The 22,473-nt window shown below is 37.4% G+C and carries 20 protein-coding genes; 11 read left to right on the top strand and 9 right to left on the bottom strand.

What is annotated here, in order from left to right; translation table 11 throughout:
• Positions 1 to 199: 199 nt before the first annotated feature.
• Positions 200 to 1,204, top strand: a complete 1,005-nt coding sequence (locus tag NYE52_RS19480; RefSeq protein WP_341194582.1) for a DUF3231 family protein — start codon at positions 200 to 202, stop codon at positions 1,202 to 1,204.
• 196 nt (positions 1,205 to 1,400) lie between these two features.
• Here the strand turns inward: NYE52_RS19480 and NYE52_RS19475 are convergent, their stop codons facing one another.
• Both NYE52_RS19475 and NYE52_RS19470 read right to left on the bottom strand, forming a co-directional pair.
• Positions 1,401 to 1,598 carry a YwbE family protein gene (locus NYE52_RS19475; RefSeq protein ID WP_341194581.1) on the bottom strand — a complete coding sequence of 66 codons (198 nt, stop codon included), beginning with the start codon at positions 1,596 to 1,598 and terminating at the stop codon, positions 1,401 to 1,403.
• The gene (locus NYE52_RS19470) at positions 1,598 to 1,810 is read right to left on the bottom strand and encodes a hypothetical protein (protein ID WP_341194580.1); all 213 of its coding nucleotides are present in this window, start codon (positions 1,808 to 1,810) and stop codon (positions 1,598 to 1,600) included. Before NYE52_RS19470 ends, NYE52_RS19475 begins: the two co-directional genes overlap by 1 nt.
• A gap of 242 nt (positions 1,811 to 2,052) precedes the next feature.
• Here NYE52_RS19470 and NYE52_RS19465 point away from each other — a divergent pair, with 242 nt between their 5' ends.
• On the top strand, positions 2,053 to 4,110 hold the full coding sequence (locus NYE52_RS19465; RefSeq protein ID WP_341194579.1) for a hypothetical protein: 2,058 nt from the start codon (positions 2,053 to 2,055) through the stop codon (positions 4,108 to 4,110).
• A 72-nt stretch (positions 4,111 to 4,182) separates the two neighbouring features.
• Here the strand turns inward: NYE52_RS19465 and NYE52_RS19460 are convergent, their stop codons facing one another.
• Complete coding sequence (locus tag NYE52_RS19460; RefSeq protein WP_341194578.1) at positions 4,183 to 5,073, bottom strand: EamA family transporter; 891 nt, start codon at positions 5,071 to 5,073, stop codon at positions 4,183 to 4,185.
• A gap of 284 nt (positions 5,074 to 5,357) precedes the next feature.
• Here NYE52_RS19460 and NYE52_RS19455 point away from each other — a divergent pair, with 284 nt between their 5' ends.
• Positions 5,358 to 5,639 carry a hypothetical protein gene (locus NYE52_RS19455; RefSeq protein ID WP_341194577.1) on the top strand — a complete coding sequence of 94 codons (282 nt, stop codon included), beginning with the start codon at positions 5,358 to 5,360 and terminating at the stop codon, positions 5,637 to 5,639.
• A 263-nt stretch (positions 5,640 to 5,902) separates the two neighbouring features.
• On the top strand, positions 5,903 to 6,076 hold the full coding sequence (locus tag NYE52_RS19450; protein ID WP_341194576.1) for a hypothetical protein: 174 nt from the start codon (positions 5,903 to 5,905) through the stop codon (positions 6,074 to 6,076).
• A 129-nt stretch (positions 6,077 to 6,205) separates the two neighbouring features.
• Here NYE52_RS19450 and araA read toward each other — a convergent pair whose 3' ends face one another.
• Genes araA through NYE52_RS19435 form a run of 3 tightly spaced genes read right to left on the bottom strand, consistent with a single transcriptional unit; the run spans position 6,206 to position 9,994 of the window.
• The gene (gene araA, locus NYE52_RS19445; RefSeq protein ID WP_341194575.1) at positions 6,206 to 7,624 is read right to left on the bottom strand and encodes an L-arabinose isomerase; all 1,419 of its coding nucleotides are present in this window, start codon (positions 7,622 to 7,624) and stop codon (positions 6,206 to 6,208) included.
• A 42-nt stretch (positions 7,625 to 7,666) separates the two neighbouring features.
• On the bottom strand, positions 7,667 to 8,362 hold the full coding sequence (locus NYE52_RS19440) for an L-ribulose-5-phosphate 4-epimerase (protein ID WP_341194574.1): 696 nt from the start codon (positions 8,360 to 8,362) through the stop codon (positions 7,667 to 7,669).
• Between the two features lie 18 nt (positions 8,363 to 8,380).
• Positions 8,381 to 9,994 carry a xylulokinase gene (locus NYE52_RS19435; protein WP_341194573.1) on the bottom strand — a complete coding sequence of 538 codons (1,614 nt, stop codon included), beginning with the start codon at positions 9,992 to 9,994 and terminating at the stop codon, positions 8,381 to 8,383.
• A gap of 400 nt (positions 9,995 to 10,394) precedes the next feature.
• Here NYE52_RS19435 and NYE52_RS19430 point away from each other — a divergent pair, with 400 nt between their 5' ends.
• Together NYE52_RS19430 and NYE52_RS19425 are read left to right on the top strand one after the other, a co-directional pair.
• Positions 10,395 to 11,501 carry a GntR family transcriptional regulator gene (locus NYE52_RS19430; protein WP_341195243.1) on the top strand — a complete coding sequence of 369 codons (1,107 nt, stop codon included), beginning with the start codon at positions 10,395 to 10,397 and terminating at the stop codon, positions 11,499 to 11,501.
• Between the two features lie 278 nt (positions 11,502 to 11,779).
• Positions 11,780 to 13,609 carry a hypothetical protein gene (locus tag NYE52_RS19425; protein ID WP_341194572.1) on the top strand — a complete coding sequence of 610 codons (1,830 nt, stop codon included), beginning with the start codon at positions 11,780 to 11,782 and terminating at the stop codon, positions 13,607 to 13,609.
• A 45-nt stretch (positions 13,610 to 13,654) separates the two neighbouring features.
• On the opposite strand, the gene NYE52_RS19420 is transcribed toward NYE52_RS19425, so the two are convergent.
• Positions 13,655 to 14,539 carry an AraC family transcriptional regulator gene (locus tag NYE52_RS19420; RefSeq protein ID WP_341194571.1) on the bottom strand — a complete coding sequence of 295 codons (885 nt, stop codon included), beginning with the start codon at positions 14,537 to 14,539 and terminating at the stop codon, positions 13,655 to 13,657.
• Between the two features lie 191 nt (positions 14,540 to 14,730).
• Between NYE52_RS19420 and NYE52_RS19415 the strand changes: the two genes are divergently transcribed.
• The 4 genes from NYE52_RS19415 (at position 14,731) to NYE52_RS19400 (ending at position 20,311) form a co-directional block, all read left to right on the top strand.
• Complete coding sequence (locus NYE52_RS19415) at positions 14,731 to 17,124, top strand: hypothetical protein (RefSeq protein WP_341194570.1); 2,394 nt, start codon at positions 14,731 to 14,733, stop codon at positions 17,122 to 17,124.
• A 15-nt stretch (positions 17,125 to 17,139) separates the two neighbouring features.
• Positions 17,140 to 18,507, top strand: coding sequence for an MFS transporter (locus NYE52_RS19410; protein ID WP_341194569.1), 1,368 nt, complete (start codon positions 17,140 to 17,142; stop codon positions 18,505 to 18,507).
• 127 nt (positions 18,508 to 18,634) lie between these two features.
• The gene (locus tag NYE52_RS19405; protein WP_341194568.1) at positions 18,635 to 19,105 is read left to right on the top strand and encodes a CBO0543 family protein; all 471 of its coding nucleotides are present in this window, start codon (positions 18,635 to 18,637) and stop codon (positions 19,103 to 19,105) included.
• Positions 19,106 to 19,327: 222 nt separating this feature from the next.
• On the top strand, positions 19,328 to 20,311 hold the full coding sequence (locus NYE52_RS19400) for a ring-cleaving dioxygenase (RefSeq protein WP_341194567.1): 984 nt from the start codon (positions 19,328 to 19,330) through the stop codon (positions 20,309 to 20,311).
• Between the two features lie 29 nt (positions 20,312 to 20,340).
• Here NYE52_RS19400 and NYE52_RS19395 read toward each other — a convergent pair whose 3' ends face one another.
• Both NYE52_RS19395 and NYE52_RS19390 read right to left on the bottom strand, forming a co-directional pair.
• On the bottom strand, positions 20,341 to 20,733 hold the full coding sequence (locus NYE52_RS19395; RefSeq protein WP_341194566.1) for a nuclear transport factor 2 family protein: 393 nt from the start codon (positions 20,731 to 20,733) through the stop codon (positions 20,341 to 20,343).
• A 154-nt stretch (positions 20,734 to 20,887) separates the two neighbouring features.
• Positions 20,888 to 21,766, bottom strand: coding sequence for a VanW family protein (locus NYE52_RS19390; protein WP_341194565.1), 879 nt, complete (start codon positions 21,764 to 21,766; stop codon positions 20,888 to 20,890).
• A 253-nt stretch (positions 21,767 to 22,019) separates the two neighbouring features.
• On the opposite strand from NYE52_RS19390, the gene NYE52_RS19385 reads away from it, so the two are divergent.
• Positions 22,020 to 22,415 carry a VOC family protein gene (locus tag NYE52_RS19385; protein WP_341194564.1) on the top strand — a complete coding sequence of 132 codons (396 nt, stop codon included), beginning with the start codon at positions 22,020 to 22,022 and terminating at the stop codon, positions 22,413 to 22,415.
• Positions 22,416 to 22,473: the final 58 nt, after the last annotated feature.

Below are 22,473 nucleotides of genomic sequence, written 5' to 3'. Positions count from 1 at the left end.
AATATTGATAAAAAAGAAGGTAGTCAGCCTATAACTTATAAGTTAATTTTAAATTATGCTATCACTTCTTTCATTATAATAAAGAAAATCTGGATGAAATAGTAGCAGGGAAGCAGGAGAACCGTTCCTCTGCATCTTTTTTCTCAAGAGGACTCATACTACCTGTAGAATTGGTAAATGATATCTATGAGGTGATAATATGGATGATGCAAAATTAAAACTTACATCTTCTGAAATAGGGACGCTTTGGGGAGAGTATATAAATGGAACAGCAGTGGATATTGTAAATAGGTATATGCATTCCATTGTTGAGGATGAATCTATTAAAGCTGTTTTTGTGGATGCTATTAAGACGTTTGCGAAACAAAAGAAACAAATTGTAGCTCTTATGGAGAACGAGGGGTTTCCAGTTCCAATAGGATTTACTGAAACGGATCTCTTTAAAGGGAAACAGAGATTGTTCACCGATATATTTTGCCTGAATTATTTACATATCATGACATTACATGGATTGTTAGGTCACACTACTGCATTAACCGTTTCTGTTAGAAAAGATCTACGGGAATTTTATGATTCCTGTGATAACGATGCAAAAAAGATGTACCATCGAACAATTGAGTTATTGCTGAAGAAGGGAAGTTTTCAAAGAGACCCTTTATTTTATCCAGCTAAAAACCCTGAATTTATTTCTAGTAAAGATTTCATAGATGGATTTTTCGGGAAAGGAAGAAAATTATCAGCAACAGAAATCATTAGTATTTCATTCAACATTAAAAAAAGCATTATGTCTAAAACCCTTTCTATCGCATTCAGTCAGGTCGCTCAAACAAAAGAAGTAAGAAAGTTCTTATCGGATTCCCAGAACACGGCTGATAGTCAAATAAAAACATTTACCAAAATAATGCAATCCGATAATTTACCAGTTCCGAAATCTTGGGAAACAGAAGTGACAACTTCAACGGACTCTCCTTTTTCCGATAAATTAATGATGTATCATATAGGATTCTTGTTTCAAGCAGCACAAAACTATCATGGGGGAGGACTAGCATCAGCTATGCGTACAGATCTTGTAACAGCATACGAGGGTACAATTCTTAAAAATCTTATGGTAACAAAGAAATGGTTTAATATTATGGTACAAAATAAATGGTTAGAACAACCACCGCTTGCTCCTAACAGAAAAGAGATTGTTCAAGAGATTTAAGGGGACACATTCGTAAAACTGTTTGAATTTGTTTCATTATTAATCATGCTAGAAGTGCTAAAAAAGAGTGAAATGATGTTGATTGTTTTTGTAATTAAATGGAAAATTAATGTGAGGCTTAAAAAGAAGGTTATGTCTAAAAGAGAAAAAGGGCGATCTCGGTATAAGACTCTTATACCGAGATCGCCCTTTTTGATTATCTTTCTTTAATCAATTGCACTCGTCCAACCTGTCCATCTTCTAGGCGAACCTTAATTCCATGAGGATGAGATGGTGACTTTGTTAAAATATCTTTTACAATGCCTGCTGTTCGCTTTCCTGTTCTTTGGTCTTGCTTTAGAACAATTTCAACGTGAACGCCTGGAGCGATGTCTTTTCTATTTTGACCGTTCATTACACACCTGTGCGTTTCTTTTGATTATTTGGCTTTTTCGTCAGCTGGCTTTTCATTTTCTGCATTTTTTGATTGCCATTCAAACTTGCTTTTCCGCCTTGCCCTTGCTGCGTTTTATTTGCTAACTGTTGCTTCATCGCTTCCTGTAAGCTAATTTTCTTTTTGCCCTCTTGCTCATTTGTATGATTATCGTTCACGGAATTTTCCTCCATTATTATTAAAATAAGGTTACTATCCTCATCATAACAAAGGATGGAGGATAGTTCAATCAGGTGCCAGGCACCACAAAAAGACAGATGTCATAATCAAGTACCTGGCACCATAAAAAGACAAATGCTCCATAATGTTCTTTTGAGCGGGACAAGGAACCAGACCCCACATGTCCCACCATTCTACAAACATATCCCCTCCTTTTTCTGAATAGGCTGTAAGAGAACAGAAATGGATGGTGGTAATGATGAATCTGCCGTTAATATTATCTGGCCCAATGGTGCGCAGAGTGGAGGAAACTTCAGCCTATCTGTGGATCGCTTTAAGGGAGAAATATCGATTAAACGTCAAGCTTTATGCTATTCAACTAAATCAAGATAAAGAAGAATATATTTATCAACCCATCACAGTCCAATCTGATACACAAATCATTCGATTAGGAAAAAATTTATATATCTACTTAATAAAAATCCAGCCACAATCAGAAAGCTTTCCCACTCAAACATTACTAGGATATAATATTGAATTTAAAAATGGTCTGAAAAGCTATGATTTACGTGATTTTGAATTATTGTCCCCAAATAATCCAGCCTCTATTTGTTACGGAAACTTACAATATCCTACCTTTTATATTCCAGAAACAGAGGAACGAAATATATTATATGGCTCCTGTCGCAAGCTGCACGGAATTGGAGCAGATGCATTATATTTAGGGGATGAAAAACTGCAGGAGTCTTATTTTCATTTGGAGAAAAGACCAAGTGCTCTTTTTTTAACAGGGGATCAGATTTATGCAGATGACGTCCCATCGCCCATCGCTCCCTATTTATCTGTATTAGGGAAACAGTTGATGGGAAAGGAAGAACGGTTACAAGAATTATGTAAGGAATTAAAAAATAAGTCTCTCCAAACTGCCATCAACCAAATAAATGGAAGACAAGAAATCATAAAAAAGTACTGTCAATTTACTTCGCGAAAAGGTGCAAATCATCTTTTGACACTTGGGGAGTATGCAGCTATGTATAGCTTAAGCTGGAATCCAGAACTTTGGGAGCTGGCAAGGAAGGAGGGGTATGTAAAAGAGTTTGAGGATTATTTAGTAGACAATCAGATTTATCTGGAGGAAGAGGAAGAGCAGGGAAAAGATTATGAAAGAAAAATAAGTACATTAAAAAAAGAATACAACGAGCAGCAAAGGGAAATGGAAATATTCCAGCAATGCTTGCCAAAGGTGCGCCGTTTATTGGCGAATATTCCAACCTATATGATATTTGATGACCATGATGTAACAGATGACTGGAATATTTCAAAAGAATGGCAGGAAAAGGTGGCTAGCTCGCCGCTCGGGAATCATGTCATTGCGAATGCTTTAACGACCTATTGGGCTTTTCAAGGATGGGGCAATGCTCCAACTGCTTTTCCCTCGTCTTTTCCCACCATAATAGGCAATTATACAAAAAAGCTAAAAGGCAACACGCCAGAATATGAAGAGTGGCTTCAAACGCTATTAACCTTTCGTTCTTGGAGCTATGTGGCACCAACCAATCCTCGAAGCCTCGTATTAGATACAAGAACACAACGGGCCTATCCAGCAGAACGAACCTATGTTGTCGGAAATGTACTTAAACAGCGGACAAATGGACCAAATTTAATTCGTAAAAAAGAATGGAAGCATTTATCAGAGCTACTATTTGCGAATGGATGGCAATCTCAGACGCCATTAGTAATTATCTCCGCTACTCCATTATACGGTGTTCATTTAATTGAATCTTTTTTGAAAAATTATATTATGCCGCTAACAAATATCCTGCCATCGTTGCAAAGAAGTTTAGATTTGGAATGGTGGAAATTCAATGGAAGAGGGTTTTTCTTTTTCCACCAACAAATAGCAGAATGGAATCCAAGTGTATGCATTATCCTATCTGGCGACGCTCATATGGCATCTTCCATTCAGGCAGAGGTGTATTTTCAACAAGAAAAAAATCGAACCGTTCATCAAATTACAAGCAGCCCCATAAAAAATCAGTCCTTTGAAGGATTACCAGGATTTGCTTTAAAAAGCATTCTCCAGCTTAAACAAAGAAGAACAAAGGACAAGAAGCTGTCCCGCTATTGCGGAAATGATTACATCATTCATGAAAAGGAAACAACTTCTCCCTATCTATGGAAAGAAATAATTACCCACGAAGTCCTACCCAATAATTCGATGATCGACACAAAAAATAACTTAGGCTCACTAACCTTTCATAAAAACAGTTTCACCCATCATTTTTTAAGGGAAGCAGAGGGACGGTTCTCGTGAGGTCATTTGGCAAGGGAAGTAGAGGGACGGTTCTTATGAGGTCATTTGACCCCCACAACCGTCCTTCACTTATCAATATTCCACCAACACTTTAGCTTTGGAAAGCCTAATATTACTTACTCCAATTCCTCCCAATATAAGCACAACGCCGATCCATTGTGACATGCTGACATGTTCTCCTAAAACGAGTGCAGACATGGAAACAGCTACTGGAAGTTCGGAGGCTGCTAAGATTGTGCCAAGCCCTGGTCCAGTACGTGGCATCCCAATCGAGTAGAGAAGAGGTGGGAGAACGGCTCCAAACAGTCCGAGAAGTAATCCGTATGGCGTTACCCCTATTAAAGTTGGTAAATCAACTAAATAAACAGGAGGGAACACTACAAAAACAACGACTAACCCACCAGTGGAAAGCAGCCCGCTTTTCAGTAATGGTGGAGTATTTTTTCCAACTGATCCACTTAGAAAAATAAATGTAGAAAATGTGAAGGCAGATAGTAGACCCCAACCGATGCCTTGTCCGGCAATATTTCCTCCTCCTTCTAAAGTGATCCCGGCTGCAAGGATAGAGCCTATTAGAAGAATAAGGATTGACACCACTTTCTCCAAGGTGGGATTTTTTTTATAGATGATTTTTTCAAAAAGTGTACCAATCCAAACAAATTGAAATAGCAAAATGATTGCAAGAGAAGCATTTAGTGTCTGTAAGGATTGATAGTAAAAGATTCCCGTTAATCCAAAGGGGATACCAGATAATAGTAGTTTGCTAGCTTGAACGCGCGTAATTTTGTGTTTTTTTGTAAATAAAATAAGTACCCAAGTAATCAAGGCTCCAAATAAATATTGTGCACCGGTTACTTCGGCGACCGAAAAGCCGGCTGTGTATGCGAGTTTAACAAAGGTTGATAATATTCCATAACAGCAGCCGCCTAAAAAAACGATGAAAGCATAATGCCATTTTTTCAAATTGATTTCTCCTCCCATTGAACGTAAAAAAGCCACACAACTGTCTACTGACAATTGTGTGGCGAAAATAGAGTTACCTCTAGAAAAATCCACGTCCTAAAAATAAGGTTTTATTATTTCATTCGTTCTTCATTATAAAAACTATCATGCTAGTTGTCAAAGGGGTTCTTTTTCCATTTAATTGTATGGAGATTATGAAAAATATGTGAAATAGTAAGCAAAGTTAAGTGTTTTATAACTAACTAGAGTAAGATAAAGCTATAAAATAGAAGGGAGAGAAGGAAATGAATACTAATAATCAAACGCTTTCAGATATTAGCGCTTTTGTTAAGAAAGATCAAGTAAATGCAATACAGGAGACAGCTTTCAATCAAATAGGGTCCTATCATTCAAATACTGTTACGATGGAAGTGCAGCTAAGTCCTAACCAATATGCAAAGCTATTGAAATACGGCTATGCTGGGAAATTGCACAATGTCTATTATACGGTAAGATCCAATAGCTATGCCCATTTTTCTGCTGATTCAAAGGAAGAAATTGACCATCTTCTAGAAGTGATTGGATAAGTTATAGAAGGTTCCGAGTCTTAACGAACAGTAAGTTTAGCAGAATTCGAGAAAGTGGTATCAGTGGGGGAGGAAGAAACCGACTGATGGAAGTTTCGCTTTATATAATCGAGGATGTCTTAGAAAAGTTAAAACACATAGGGGACGGTTCTTGTGAGGTCATTTGACCTACAAGAACCGTCCCTTTTTCTTTTTTTCAAATAAATGAAACTAATGGCAATCCAAAAGCGTATGTTAAATAGTATAAAATTGGAGGTGTTAGAATGATATTTTTATTCTTATTTGCACCAGTAGCCATTGTGATAGGGTTAGTGTTATATTTCGAAAAGAAATCTGGCATGACAGCCCCTGATGAAAACAAACAAGCAGAAAAATTAGGAGAAGTTGTCCATTACAATCGCGTTAATTCCAGCGGTGGACCAGGAGGAATAGGTTGATTTGTGGGAAGCGGAGGGACGGTTCTTGTGAGGTCATTCGACTCACAAAAACCGTCCCTTTACACCTGCTCTGATTTCATAAAAAGGGAAGCAGTAGAACCGTCCCCCTGATTCCCCATGTCCCATTCTTTACTTAATAACAACGTAATCTAAATCAACTAGTTTTGCATAAGAAATAATTTGATCGGTTGTCAAATTTAAAGAAACAACTGTATGGTGACCGCCGCCATTCTCGATCCAAGCTTTCACACCGTCTTGGAAATTTGGTTTAATGTCCCATAGTACACGAGCTACTGGTAGATTTGGTGCTGGAACAGTCGGCTCAAATGCAGAAACTTCATTAATTAACAGTTTAAAATGGGTGCCGAAGTCTGCCATGGATACAACTACTCCGTCTCCTGCTTTTCCGTCAAATACTAAACGAGCTGGGTCTTCGCGATTGCCAATTCCTAATGGAGAGACGATGATTTTTGGTTTGTTGCTTGCTAAAGTTGGGTCTACTTCAAGCATATGGGATTGAAGAACGGCTTCTTGTCCTTCTGCTAATTCATACGTATAATCTTCCATAAATCCTGTTGATTGGTTATGGCTCATTACTTTTAGTAGGCGATCAAGAGCAGCTGTTTTCCAGTCTCCTTCTCCAGCAAAGCCATAGCCTTGTGCCATTAAACGTTGGACAGCAAGACCAGGAAGCTGTTTCATGCCATATAGATCTTCGAAGTTAGTTGTAAAGGCATTGTATCCACCTTCATCAAGGAAGCGTTTAATCGCAATTTCATAGCTTGCTTGGACTTTTACACTAGCTTCCCAATCTTCCTTACTATAGTTGCCATAATCAAAATCATAAAGTGTTTCATATTCGGCAAATAAATCATTAATCTCTTCTTCTGTAACTGCGTTCACGTATTGTACAAGGTCACCGATGGCAAAGTAGTCAACTGTCCATCCGAATTGTATTTGCGCTTCAATCTTATCTCCATCTGTAACACCAACATTACGCATATTGTCTCCAAAACGAGCAACCTTAATATTAAAGCTTTCGTTATATGCTACTGCTACATCCATCCAATCGGCAATTTGCTGTTGTACGAATGCACGTTGCCAGTAACCAACAACGACTTTATTTTGTTTATTCAAACGAGCGTTGATAAAACCATATTCACGATCACCGTGAGCTGCTTGGTTTAAATTCATAAAGTCCATATCAATCGTTGCCCAAGGGATACTTTCATTGTATTGTGTAGCTAAGTGAAGCAATGGTTTTTGTAATAGCTTTGTTCCACGAATCCACATTTTCGCAGGAGAGAAAGTATGCATCCAAGTGATGACACCTGCAACCTCATCGCGATAATTGACTTCTTTCATGATGCTTGTAATTTTATCTGCTGTCACCGCTAAATCTTGTAAAACGAGTGGGTAAGGCAAAATTCCGCTTTCATTTAAAGCATCTGTCATTCTTTGGGCATTTGCTTTTACTTCACCTAACGCTTCTTCTCCATATAGATGCTGTGAACCTACGACAAACCAGAATACTTTATTCGTTGACATTTAATTTCCCTCTTTTCAATTTATAAGTTTAGTAGTTTACGATTATTTTTGACCGTAATAGGCATTTTTTCCATGTTTACGTAAATAATGTTTATCTAAAATGCGTTGAGGCAATTCTTCTGAAAAACGGTTTAATTCTCGAGTAAATAAGTTCATTTTTGCAACTTCGTCTAACACGACGCTGTTCATGACGGCGGAATGAACGTCTTTTCCCCATGTAAAGGGACCGTGACCATGAAGTAATACTCCAGGAATAGCTAAAACATCTAATCCTCGCTCTTCAAAGGTTTCGATGATTACGTTACCAGTTTCCGCTTCGTAGCCACGATCAATTTCTTCTTGTGTTAAATAGCGAGCGCATGGAATCGAGCCATAAAAGGTGTCCGCATGAGTGGTACCCATTGCCGGGAGGTCAAGACCTGCCTGCGCCCATATTGTTGCCCAAGTAGAATGAGTGTGCACAATGCCGCCGATTTCTTGATAATGCTTATAAAGTACGGCGTGAGTAGCTGTATCGGATGAAGGTCTGAAATCGCCTTCTACTACATTCCCTTCTAAATCAATAACAACCATATCGCTTGGTTTCATTGTTTCATAGTCAATACCGCTAGGCTTGATAACGAATAAACCACTATCGCGATCAATTGCACTTGCATTTCCCCATGTGTATTTCACAAGTCCTTGTTTAGGTAATTCAAGATTTGCCAGAAATACTTCTTCTTTTAAATGTTCTAACATGTCAACCCCTCCATTTTTCTACTCGTAAATTAAATGTTCGACTGCAGCTTTCTCGATAGTTAGTCCTTGCTTATAACGATCCATAAATGCTTCAAATCCTTCTATGTCAAAGCGGTCTGGAAAAATTTCTTGCTTATCAACCTCTTTAAATACTTGTTTATCAAGGAAATCTTCTAAACTATCTTTTTCACCCTTTTTCACCATATAAGCAGCAAGAATGGCAATTCCCCATGCTCCGCCTTCTCCGGCAGTTGCCATTACGGAAACGGGAGTATTCATGGCAGCAGCAACAATCTTTTGACCGACAACAGGAGTTTTAAATAAACCACCGTGACCTAAAATGCTATCGATTGCCACATTTTCTTGTTTTGTTAAAATATCCATTCCGATTTTCAATGCACCAAAGGCAGAGAAAAGGTGTGTGCGCATAAAGTTTGCTAAAGTAAATTTACTTTCTGGTGAACGGACAAATAGAGGGCGACCGCTTTCTAATCCTGTAATATTTTCCCCTGAGTAGTAACCATAGCTTAGTAATCCACCGCCATCTGGATCCGCTTCCAAAGCAGTACTCAATAAAGCTTCAAATAATTTATTCATATCAACCTCTTGTCCCATTGCCTCTAGAGATTCACGGAATAGTCGCATCCATGCATTTAGATCACTTGTACAGTTGTTTGCGTGAACCATCGCAACTGGGCTGCCATCTGGTGTTGTTACTAAGTCGATTTCTGAATAAACCTTTGTAAGCTCTTTTTCTAATACAATCATTGCAAAAACAGAGGTTCCAACAGAAACATTTCCAGTACGTTTTCTTACGCTGTTTGTTGCGACCATCCCTGTGCCAGCATCGCCTTCAGGAGGACATAATGGAATTCCTGGCTGTAAATTTCGTGAGCGATCAAGAATTTTTGCTCCCATCTCTGTTAATACTCCTGCTTGTTCCCCGGCAATTGCGACCTTAGGAAGAATATCTTTTAGCTTCCAAGGATATTCCTTTGTAGCAATTAATGCTTCAAATTGTTCGATCATTGCTTGATTGTAATCTTGCGTTGCTTCATCAATAGGAAACATACCGGAAGCATCTCCAATCCCAAGCACCTTTTTACCAGTCAGTAGCCAATGCATATATCCAGCTAGGGTGGTAATATGTTCAATTCGAGGAATATGCTGTTCCTCATTTAAGATAGCTTGGTATAGATGTGCAATACTCCAGCGTTCTGGAATATTGAATTGAAAGGTTTTCGTTAATTCTTTTGCTGAGACACTGGTCGTTGTATTGCGCCATGTTCGAAAGGGGACAAGTAGTTCCCCAGTGTTATCAAATGCCATATATCCGTGCATCATTGCTGATATTCCAATTGAACCAATTGTTCGAATGGTGACCCCGTAATTACGCTCAACTTCTTGTTTCATTTCACTATAAGCTGTTTGTAGTCCGGTAATAATATCTACTAAGTTGTACGTCCAAAATCCATCTTCTAAAATATTTTCCCACTCATAACTTCCTGAAGCAATTGTTTCAAAGCTATCATCAATTAATACCGCTTTAATTCTCGTTGAACCAAATTCAATTCCAAGAGAGGTTGACCCATCAACGATTGCTTGTTTTGTGGTTACTTGATTGTTTTTCATATATTCCCTCCTTGACAGCGATTTCATTATCGATAATCGATTGGAGTTGCTTTTATAATAATTATTACATCTTCACCTTAATATATGTACGTACTTTTGTCAATTATAAATATTTATGTACATACAAATAAATAAGGATAAATTAGAAACTTTCCGTATAATACTTTGCAAATAAAGAAGTATATGCAGTTTTATTGATGAAAAACAATGAGATTATGCGCTTCCTATTTGTTTGTAATTTGTATGGTTTATGGTGGGATATTTTATTTTATTCAGACATATGCTAGAATATGACCATACAAATATACAGGTTTAATAATTTTGGCTATGGGTTTAACAACAAACTTTTTAAAAACAGCCATGATTTAAAAGGGAAACAACAATGAAGGAAGTGCATGCAATGAAATTAAAGTATCAGATTATCTTTGATGATATAAAAAGTAAAATTCTTTCAGGTGACTATAGTGTAGGAGAACAAATTCCGACTGAATCTATCTTGCAGGAAAAGTACAAGGTTAGCCGTCACACGGTTCGAAAGGCTATATTAGAGCTATCGAACGAAGGCTTTCTGAGAAGTGAAAAAGGATCTGGTACTTATGTTAGTAATCAATATCAGTCTAAAACGAGTGGGAAATCAAATAGTAAAACAATTGGTGTCATTACGACCTATATATCGGATTACATTTTTCCTTCTATTATTCGTGGCATTGAAGGGAGATTGAATGTAGAAGATTACTCGCTGCTCTTAGCTAGTACAAATAATGATGTGGAACAAGAAAAGAAAGCATTAGAAATGATGCTATCATTTGGGGTAGATGGATTAATTGTCGAACCGACGAAAAGTAATCTATACAATCCTAATATTGCTTACTACCTATCATTCAAAGAACAGGATGTTCCATTTATTATGGTTAATGCCTATTACGAGGAGCTAGAGGTTCCCTTCTTTTGCCTCGATGACGTGCAGTCTAGCTATCTGGCTACCAATGAATTAATTGCGAAAGGACATACAAAAATTGGTCTTATTGCCAAAATGGATGACTTGCAAGGGAAATTTCGCATGAAAGGTTATATTAAAGCGTTGGGAGAAGCTAAGTTGCGATTCCAGGCCGAGCATGTCTTTTCCTTTACTACAGAGACGAAGCTAGATTTAAACAGTAACTTGAAAGAATTCTTACACAAAAATATCGAGGCAATGACCGCAATTGTATGCTATAACGACGAAGTTGCTTTAGAAGTTGTAAATGTATGCAGACAACTTGATATTTCGATTCCAGAAAATCTATCCATTATAGGACAGGATAATTCCTATATTGCCAAAAACGCAAACATCAAACTCACCACATTAACCCACCCCCAAGAACAAATGGGACACGATGCAGCCGATTGGATCATAAAAAAATTACAAGGAAAAAAAGAACTACAAAACGAAAACTACTACCAACCAAAATTAATAGAAGGCGAAACGGTTAAAGCTATAACGGAAGCAGAGGGACGGTTCTTGTGAGGTCATTCGACTCACAAGAACCGTCTTTTTTGATATGCTTTCCGACAGGCATCCGGGAGCTGAGGGAGTTCCTGCTTTTTCCTCTACAAAACAAACACTGGGACGGGGAAGCAATGTATTTCGATTTTTTTCTATTTATCTGCTTATTTTTAACTTAATAATCTTTCCTCTAGGCAAAAGATAGTATTTAATAGAAGAAAGGATGAAAATAGTAGAAAATGGATTAATATACTATACTATCCAATTTTAATAGAAAAAGGAGAAAAAGGGAGGCTAGTATGGGGTTTCGAGATGAATTTAAACATGAAATGCAAAACTTGAAAAAGGATATTGAAAAAGAAGTCCATAAGGGTTGGAAGATTGATTATAAAGGGCATTGTATAGAAGTGGTTAATAAAATGAAGGAGGAAATGCTTATCATTGATGGGGTGATAGTTGATGCGAACAAGCGGAAATCTATCTTTTCACATCTTCTTCCTTACATTAGATTATCAGGCATTCTTACTTTGAAAGATGGAAAAACTCATAAAGTTTCTGTCAAAATTGGTGGTTATATAAGTCTTAACTGTATCATTAAAATGGATAATGAGACGATTATGAATGAATCAGAAAAGCTTGAATTTCTTCCATGGGAGCATAAGGAAAAAATCATTCCTTTTATACAAAAACAGGTGCAAGAAAATAATAGAATAGTAGATGAATACTTACCGGATGATGACTACTTCTTTGGTACAGATAAGCCGAGGCTAAATCCTGGCCTTTTTGATTTAATTATCAATGAACCAAAGACGCCATTTTTTGTGAGCAAGCTTATGAAGCTTTTTAAAGATCAACTGGAAAATCCTACTGTAAAAGCAAGAAAAGCGACATATGATCAAATTATATTTGACCATATTGCCATCTATCGAGATGAGATCATTCAGGAATTAGGACAACTCGCATTTGATGAGCGTGTTCTACAGCAAGAGGCATTATGGCTTCTTGAGCATGCTGCGCATAGAGATGTTGTCAAGTTCGCGATTCTTGTACTCGGCTTTACTAATTGTGAGGAATATCAAGAGCTTTTATATACAATTGGCTTACACGATGAATTTACGGCATATGCCATTTTCGCAATAAGAAGTGGAGGGAAGGGAGTAAATGATCAAATATGGAAACTAGTTCAGTCTGTTCAAGGGCTGGGAAAAATGACCGCCATTGAGCAAGTGGAAGCAAAAACGCCTGAAATGAAATATTGGCTGTTAACAAAAGGCTGTGAAAATAGAAGACTTATTGATTTTATCGCTCTTCGTTGTGCTACAAAGGGAGAGCTTGATGTAGCGCTCTATGAAAAGAAAATTTCGAAGGAACTATACACTGGAGCAGCTACGATTATTGTGGGGTTATTAGATGAGTCGAATCCAGATGGCATTGACAACTATCCTTATGCTGGAATTGTGCTGACTCGTTTCCTTCACCATGCCCATACCCACTGCGAAACGTTGGAGGATTTCTATCCGATTATTAAAATAAGTGAATATATTAACGCAGAGGAAGAAATTTGGGAAGGTCGATTGAATGAGCAATGGAAACAGCATGAACGAACGGCACTTCAAGAAGCAGTTCAACCATTCATAAATAATCCTGAATGGTCAAAGCTTGCGATGAATATTTTACAAGCAGGTGAGCAAGTTGATTTCCAAGCGATTGAGATTGCACGATTCTATCAATTGGATATCACCACACAATTATCTGAATTACTAAAGAAGGAACCAACAAACAGTGTGCTATTTTTCTCTATCATGGAAACGAAAGAGCAACAGTCTATTAAAGATCTCTGTGCCTTTGCACAATCGAGCTTTTCTTTATCAAGCTTATCGATAGACGAACAGAATTGTTTAGAAATTATCATGCAAGATTTATACCCATTCGAGGGCATAGGAGTTTCATTAATTCAAGCAGCGCTCGAATCAGAAAATGAAAACCTACGCTGGCACGCCCTGAATATACTGACAGAATGGTCACCAACCTTTAGACAACAACCAGAAATCCAACAAAGTATTAAAATGATAAACACCATTACAAAAGATAAAGAAGAACGTAAATTGGCAAAACAGTTGTTGCTATAGGGAAGCAAGGGGGCGCAGAGGGACGGTTCTTGTGAGGTCATGTCCTCACAAGAACCGTCCCTTCGCTTCCCTTTCTAAATGCTTTTTTCGATAGTTTAATGGAGAAATGCTATATTTCTTTTTGAAAACGCTCGAGAAGTATTGCCCATAGGCATAGCCGCATTTTTCTGCGATTGTTTGAATCGAGTCATCTGTTTTTAATAGTAAGATTCTCGCTTGCTCTAACCGATAAGAATTTAAATATTCTAATGCGGTAACTTTATAGAATTTTTTCATATATTTAGCAATCGTATTTTCGTGAATGTTGAAACGCTCGGTTAATGTATCGTTTGTAATGGGCTGGTGGTAATTTTCTCTTAAAAATTGTACTACCTTTTCTGCCATAACATAGCTAGTATCCTTTGCGATGCCCTGCGATTCTAATAGATTAATCAAAGAGAAAAAGCTTAGCTGGATATCCCAAAATGATAGATCCTTATTTTCATTAGTGGTTGTTAATAATAGCTGGTCTATTTTTTGATAAATTTCCTCATAGTCGACCAATATCCCTTTCTTTTGCAAATGAATCGTATAGCTATGATTATGATAATGCAAGGACGGAATAGGGATGGAGGATGTTAAGTTAGTCGGCTCCTTCGCCTCTGTATAATAGCTATTTGTATAGAAATGGAGCCAATAAAATTCTGTATATTCGTCTGTCGGCTTAAAAGGGTAGTGATGCTTTAATGGCTGTAATACCAGCATTTCATTCTTATTTATCGTAAATTCTCTTCCTTCCTCGGTTAAGAAAAGCCGTCCTTCTTTTACTAGAATAATATCAAAATACGCTAAGTCATTTCGATCAGGATGCCATGTTTTTTTTTCATATTTTGTAAGATTTCCTTCAATGAAAATAGGAAATGGAGGAACAGCAATCGATATTATTTCCATCTAATACACCTCGTTTTACCTTCCTTTTTTTAAAATGTCCGTGTGAAATATCTTAAATTTTGACTTGAATCCTATATATAATTTTATAAAGAACTCTGATATATTTTAAAAAAGAAAACGTTTTCTGATTTGATTATACTGCTTAACCTCTACTTTAGCTAGAATCATTCTAATAAAAGGAGGAGAATGTATTGGATAATAAGCAATTCCATTTGGAAATTTCTCCGTGTGGAAATTTAGCGAAATTGGTACTGAATGAAGATGCTCATCAAATGAATTGGGTTATTGATTCTCAGTATCTTGAAAAATACGGATATGATGAAAAAGATAAATTATTTGGAAATTTTTCACTTACTGTTAATGGTGAAAAGTATACAAGTACAGATGTAACGCCAATTATCACACAAGAACAGAAAACAATACTGCTAACCTATACGTTTCCTTTAGTAAAAGTAAGTATGAAGTACGACTTAGAGCAATCTGATGGCCAACTATTGTGGAATATTAACTTGAAAAATCAAACGGACCAAGCCTTAACCGTTACTAATTTTCACCTATGGGCGTCTGTTAGCTATGTGATGTTTCGCATTAATGATTATCAAGTGCAGACGAACAACTCTACAGCGGTCTATCCGTCTATTTCAGGGGATTTTACAAAACTAGCATGTGTTCGCAGAAGCAATCTAGCACCGCACTTAGGAATCTATCAAAAGAAAGGAAGAACCCTTTCAGTAGGAACATATTGTGCTTATCGCAATTTATTTTTTGAAAGCGTTTCGCCTTCCTTGGATGGAATATTATTTCATCAATTAGTATTAGCTGGCGGCTACCCAGAGAATTTTGAAAATGCTGATTGGATATATGAAAAGACAGGATTAACGCTTTCTGCTTCTGGTGAAAAAGAATGGGAATATGCATTGGAGCCATTTGCCGATCAAGAAGCATTTTATGAGAATGGACTCAAAAACTACGGACATCCGATTTTTGATTTTGAGCCATTGGCGATTGTAAACAAGCACTATGATTTTTCGTTTGAATTGCCTGGTGAGGCGTTTTGCACAGATGCATATATGGAGTATTTAGATGATAAGGAGCAAAAGCAAAAGGTCACAATCCTACCCTTTATTCAACAAAAGGGTAGGAAGTATCAGGCTTCTCTTTCTTTCGATTCGCCAGGAGAGCATAAAATTACGATTGAATTGAATCACACGTATTCTGACAGCATTATTTTAAATGTGATGGAGCCAATTCAGAAAATAATGGAAAACCGTTCGAATTATATTAGTAACACTTTATTTAATGGACCGGAAAGACCTGTGCCTTATAGTTATTCGCCAATCTCCAATCAAGGTGAATCTCTTGGAAAGCTAAGTCTTGTATTAAAAGACAATTTGCTGCGGGAAACGATTGTAGAAGAAGTTCAAAAAGTAGAAGCTTCGTGTGTAAATTATATTCGCCAAAAGTGGTTTATAAATGGTGATTTTACAAAACCGGCTTATTTATATGGCGAGTTTTACCGCTGCATGGATTTTGAATATATTGCACACGTTTTTTTCCTTCTTTCTCAGTTCGATGAAGAGATACTAAAGCTTCATCATCCTGATACGTATTTATCTTGGGCTGCAGATGTCTTTTCCCTAAGAGTAGATCCTGCACTGCATGACAATGAAAGAGGCAAAGAAGAGGCGCAAATGCTAGGGGTATTTTTCCTCTATATTGATGACCTATTAGCAGAATTGAAAAATCGAGGACTTCTTGAAAAATATCAACATATTCAAGCTTTATGGTCCCAAATAGCGGTGAAGGTATCTGCTGACAGCGAAAAATATAAAGCGACTGTGACAGAACATTTTTATGATAATGCAGGATTTGGTCCGGCGACAGGAGCATTAGCGACTACAGGACATTTAGAAGAGGCGAAGAAATATGGCGAGTTAGTGCTTGCTAATATTGGATTCTCTAATGATTTCCGTGCGCAAAGCCCTGATCGCTGGTGGGAAGCACTTTCCTATATGATTCATTCCTTATGGGGTGGCGTTACAGCAGCTGCTTCTCTTAAAGCATACGAAAAGCTAAAGGATATTCGATTTTTAAAGGCAGCCTATCGAGCAACGGTTGGTATACTTTATTGCTATGATACAAATGCAAAAGCAACGGATACAAAGCTAGCAAGTGGAGAGGCTGCTTCTACCTATAGTATTGCGGGGCCTCATGTAAACAGACCAGATTTATCAAGAAATCGATTTGGTCAATCCACCTTTTATAGAGATGGCGGAATATTTACCCGCTTATTTACAAAAGAAGAGGAAACGGCAGATTGGGATATGGGAGAAGAGTTAGTTGCCTATTTAGATGGATTTGGGAAAAAGACTTATCTATATAAAGAAGAAGGACAAATAGCTGTAATCAATGGTTCACTGGAAGAAACGCCAGACGGCTTACTCATTACTAGCTATGCACCATATCCAATGGAATATCATTTTTACGACCTAGATATACACTATGTTTCAGAAAAAGGAAAGTATACGCCTCAAATATTGTTCGTTGATGGTGAATTTAAAAGCAAAGAATTAATTTCCTATTAGAAAGGATCATAGATAATGAGTGAAAATAGAGCGGAGTATATACAAGAAGAAATACCTAAAGACCAAGAATCAAAAATGTCTTTAAAAAAAGTGTTGGCTTATGCAAGTACAGATACAGCAGGGAATTTGCTGTACTGTACAATGACTAGCTTTATCATGTATTTCTATACAGATGTATTTGGTATATCAGTAGCTGCTACGGGGACTATTCTTCTAATTGCGCGAATTTTTGATGCATTGGATGCACCGATTTGGGGATTAATTATCGACCATACCAATACAAAATGGGGAAAGAATCGTCCATATTGGCTATGGCTAGCTATTCCTTTCGGGCTAACCGTATTTTTGACCTTCTTAGCACCTGATTTATCACCTACTGCGAAAGTGGTTTATGCTTTAATTACGTATATTGTTGCTGGGATGGTTTATACAGGAGTAGCAACGCCGATTACTGCAATCTTGCCGAACTTAACGAATAATTCTACAGAAAGAGTTCGATTAAATTCTTGGAGAAGTAATGGGGGAATGATTGGGTACTTAATTACTGCTTCCTTTACATTGCCACTTGTTGCTTTCTTTGGGAATGGAAATGATAAACTTGGATTTCAAATAACAGTAGGAATTTACGCTGTTATCGCCATTGCTCTATTACTGTTTGCTTTTTCTGGAACAAGAGAAATTAATACGAGTAGCATCAAATCGATTCCTATTCGTGAAAGCTTCAGAGCAATGAAAGGAAATTGGCCTTGGATTACGTTGGTGCTTGCCTTTATCTTTTATTGGTTAGGCAATACATCGAGAACGGCAACCGTAATCTATTATGCTCAGTATAATTTAGATCATAAAAATCTTGCTTCCCTTTTAAATGGACTCGTTATTTTCCAAATGGTATCTATTACAATCATTCCATTTATCGTTAAGAAATTCTTGAAAACGCATACGCAGATTCTTGGCTTTATTGTTGCTGCTCTTGGTCAAATTATTATCGCATTTGCTGGAAGCAGTATATCGATGATTATCTTCGGATGGGTGGTCGCTTCTCTTGGTACAGGGATTGCTGTAACATTGCCATTTGCGATGCTATCAGATACCGTCGATTACGGAGAATGGAAAACAGGTATCCGAGCAAGTGGATTCCTAACTGCCATTGGAAGCTCCTTCTGTATCAAAATTGGTTCAGGATTAGGAAGTTTTATTCCATCTATAATTATGGGGCAAGCAGGATATGTAGCAAACGCAAGCCAAACAGCTACATCATTAGCAGCAATTAAATTCTGCTTTACCTGGCTACCAGCAATCTTCTTCATCATAGGTGCTCTTATTATGCTAAACTACACCAAATATGAGCGAAACGAAGAAAATATCCGCAAACAGCTTGCATAAGTGCACAGAGGGACGGTTCTTGTGAGGTCATTCGACTCACAAGAACCGTCTTTTTTTTCGAATATTATCTTGTGGAAATGGGAAAGGTAAAAAAAGGAATCTTAATGTTGAAAACAGGAGACTATTTATGGAAAAAATATTATTGCGTGTATTAACGGCTGGTTGTATGGTTTTTATCCCATTTTTGTTTAGAGGTAAGAGAAGAGAGAATTTCTTAATATTTTTCGCAAAAGGTGTTCTTGCAACTTTAGTAGATGCTTATGTTGTGGGGACAAATAAAATTGCTTATCCAGTGCGACCTTTTCCGAAGATTTTTAAAACAAATATCATTTATGATGTGTTATTTTTTCCTCTATTAAGTGTACTTTGGGTAAAAATGACGGAGAGGGACCGATTTGGAAAGAAACTATTGAAAAGTTTGGTGTTTAGCGTTCCAATGAGCTTTGGTCAGTGGTACTTTGAGAAGAACAGCAAATTATTTAAGTGGAAGAAGTGGTCACCGCTACATACTTTTGCAAGTGTAAATTTCACTTTATTTACCATAAGAGGATTCTTTGGGTTAATAAGATACTTAGATAAAAAGGACATGTGGAGATAGAAGGAGCAAGAATGGAACAAAGGGAGAGGGAAGTTTGGCAAATAGCTTTATCTGTATGAGGGAAAAGAAATGGGATGTTTATTTACAATTGGTTGTTTTTCTTTCCTATTGACGAAAATTCTATTAGATGCTAAAATTATTTCGAATTAAAGATATATTAATTAAAAATAATTTTTATATAAATATCTCAATTTCGAGATAATTTTCAGGAGGAAAAGGCGAATGAATGAGCTAAAAGGACTTCATCATATTACAGCAATTACAAGTAGTGCAGAAAAAATCTATGAGTTTTTCACATATGTTCTAGGGCTTCGATTAGTAAAGAAAACGGTCAATCAAGATGATATTCAAACTTACCATTTGTACTTTACTGATGATGTAGGAAGTCCCGGTACAGACATGACATTTTTTGATTTCCCAGGTATTCCAAAAGGCGTGCACGGTACGAACGAAATTTCGAAAACATCATTCCGTGTGCCGACTGATGCTGCTCTTGAATATTGGGTAAAGCGCTTTGATAAGTATGAAGTGAAGCATAAAGGAATTCAAGAACAGTTTGGGAAAAAGACATTGTCTTTCGTGGATTTTGATGATCAGCAATATCAACTGATTTCAGATGAACAGAATGAAGGGGTTGCAGCAGGGACGCCATGGCAGAATGGACCAGTTCCTCTGGAATTTGCAATCACTGGGTTAGGACCAATATTTGTACGAACTGCATATCTGGATTATTTTAAGGAAGTTTTAGAGAAGGTATTCTTGATGAAGGAAGCTGCTCAGGAGGGATCCTTCCATCTATTTGAAATGGGAGAAGGAGGAAATGGCGCGCAAGTCATTGTGGAATTCAATACCATTCTTTCGCAGGCAAGACAAGGATTTGGAACTGTACACCATGCTGCTTTCCGTGTCGAGGATCGGGCAGAATTAAATCAATGGCAAGAACGTTTGAGTAGCTTTAAATTAGCGAATTCGGGATTTGTAGAACGATACTATTTCGGTTCTCTCTATTCAAATATAGCACCACAAATTCTATTTGAATTAGCAACAGACGGCCCAGGCTTCATGGGAGATGAGCCATACGAAACGCTAGGAGAAAAATTATCCTTACCACCATTCTTTGAATCCAACAGAGAAAAAATCGAGCAGCTAGTTCGACCAATCAATACCGTTCGCAGCAACTTGAAAATTGAAAAAGAATACTTGTAAGAGAAATATGGGAACCGTCCCTTTTGTTTTTAGAACATTCCATTCTCATTGGGAGAATCCTCAGGTATCGGTTGACCGATATCCCATAATTCAATAATCTGCTCATTTTGGAAACGAAAGATATGTACAACTGCGCCGCCTAGGTCTTCTGGATGCTGCTTTATGTGGGAATACACCACGACTTTATCTTCCTCCTGGATAGCTAGCTTGATTTCTAAATTCTTATAAGGATTTCGTACGGCATTTTCTTCCATTGCGATCATTAAGGAATCAGCATCACCATTAAAATAGGGATTGTGGTGGCGGAAGTCTGACCCTATGTAGTTCTGAAAGGCCTCGCGAACTTTTGTTGATGCTACGAGCTTTAAAAACGAGATTGCTGTTTCCTTTTGGGATTGAGTCGATGTATACTTCTGATCCATCCAATAACATCCTTTCACTGTAAGAATGGTTAGAAGTTTAAGGCAAGTAGCATTGCCTGTCAATTTTAAAGGGAATCAAGGGAAACAGGGGGACGGTTCTAGTGAGGACTTGACCTCACTAGAACCGTCCCCCTGTTTCCTCTGGCCCAAGTGTTTAAAGGTATGGGACATTTCTAGGCTGATAAGAAATTGTTTCAGCTGAATAGATTTCGATGAGTAAATGATTGCCTAGCATTTTAGCTTGGATGAGTACTGGTCTTTCATAGGTATTTTCAAAGACGAAATCAGGTCCATCCCAACTAACGGTTGCATCTCGCTTAGGAGGGACATAAGGAATTTTTCTACTGTGTGAATACCGTTGAACGATCTTTAATCCAGCATTGTCTACCGCATTGAATAAGGTGGAGGATACTTGGCAAATGCCCCCGCCGATATCTTCAGAGAATTTTCCGTTTATGATAACGGGAGCTTGTAAATATCCCTTTTCTACGGTTCTTTTTCCTACAATCTGATTAAATGAGAATTGTTCCTTTGGAAAAATAACACTATTATTAATCGCCTCTGTAGCCAACGAAATATTCATGCTTCGTTCTTTGTTATTACTGTTAAAGGCTGTTATATATCTGCCGATTTTTTTTCTACGAATACTATCTAATAATTCACTATCTACTCTAGGATAAATAACTTGTAGGGGAAGTTCTTGTTTACTGGAAGTATCATTGAAATAATGAGCATACATTTGTCTAATAAATTTAACACGATGTAAACGATATCCGACTTGTTCTGGAACGATATTTCCGTATGGATTAATGATGGCATCCTTTGGTGCGATGTAAACCTTATTATCTAATCCATCCATTACTTTATTAAATTCTTCTGTATCAATAACAGGCAAACTAGGGGATTTCCATAAAAAGTCTTGTTCCTTATCATTTAGTTGTGAGGGTTGACTTTTAATCGTACTAAAAAAATTACTGGGTGCAATCAGTGTATGAAAAAATAAAATGAGTCCGAGTAACAAATGGGAATTCATCGATGCAAACCTCCATAATAATCTCCGCTATCCTTAATATGTGTTTATTTTTTCGATTTATGTATTTTTTTGTAAAATGAGTAGGAACAGGGGAAGCAGGGGGACGGTTCTTGTGAGGACTTGACCTAACAAGAACCGTCCCCCTGCTTCCCACCGTATAAAATATATCTAATATTTACAATAATGGTGAAGGAATTCTATGTTTTTGATAGAAATAAGTCAGAAGATTCGTGAAAATAGGAGGTTGGATAAAATGGGTAGACCAATTCATTTTGAAATTCATGTGGATAACATGGAACGCGCTAAAACGTTTTATGGAGAGGTATTTGATTGGAAATTTGAAGATTGGAGCGATTATGCTGGCATGCCGTATTTTGGGGCTGTGACTGGCGATAATCACGAGATGGGAATTAATGGTGCTTTAATTAAACGACCAGTTCCTCTTTCGGACAATAATCAGGCTGTAAATGGGTATGCTTGTACGATGGGGGTGGAAGACTATGATTCTACAGAAGCAAAAATTCTTGAAAATGGTGGAACAGTAGCACTTCCTAAGCACGCACTACCTAGTATGGCATGGCAAGGCTACTATAAAGATTCGGAAGGAAATTTATTCGGTATTCATCAAACAGATGAAAAAGCAAAATAATGAGTGCAGAGGGACGGTTCTTGTGAGGACTTGACCTCACAAGAACCGTCCCTCTGTT

Source organism: Niallia sp. FSL W8-0635 (assembly GCF_038007965.1).
GTDB lineage: Bacteria > Bacillota > Bacilli > Bacillales > Cytobacillaceae > Niallia.
This window is presented reverse-complemented; position numbering and strand designations above follow the sequence as displayed.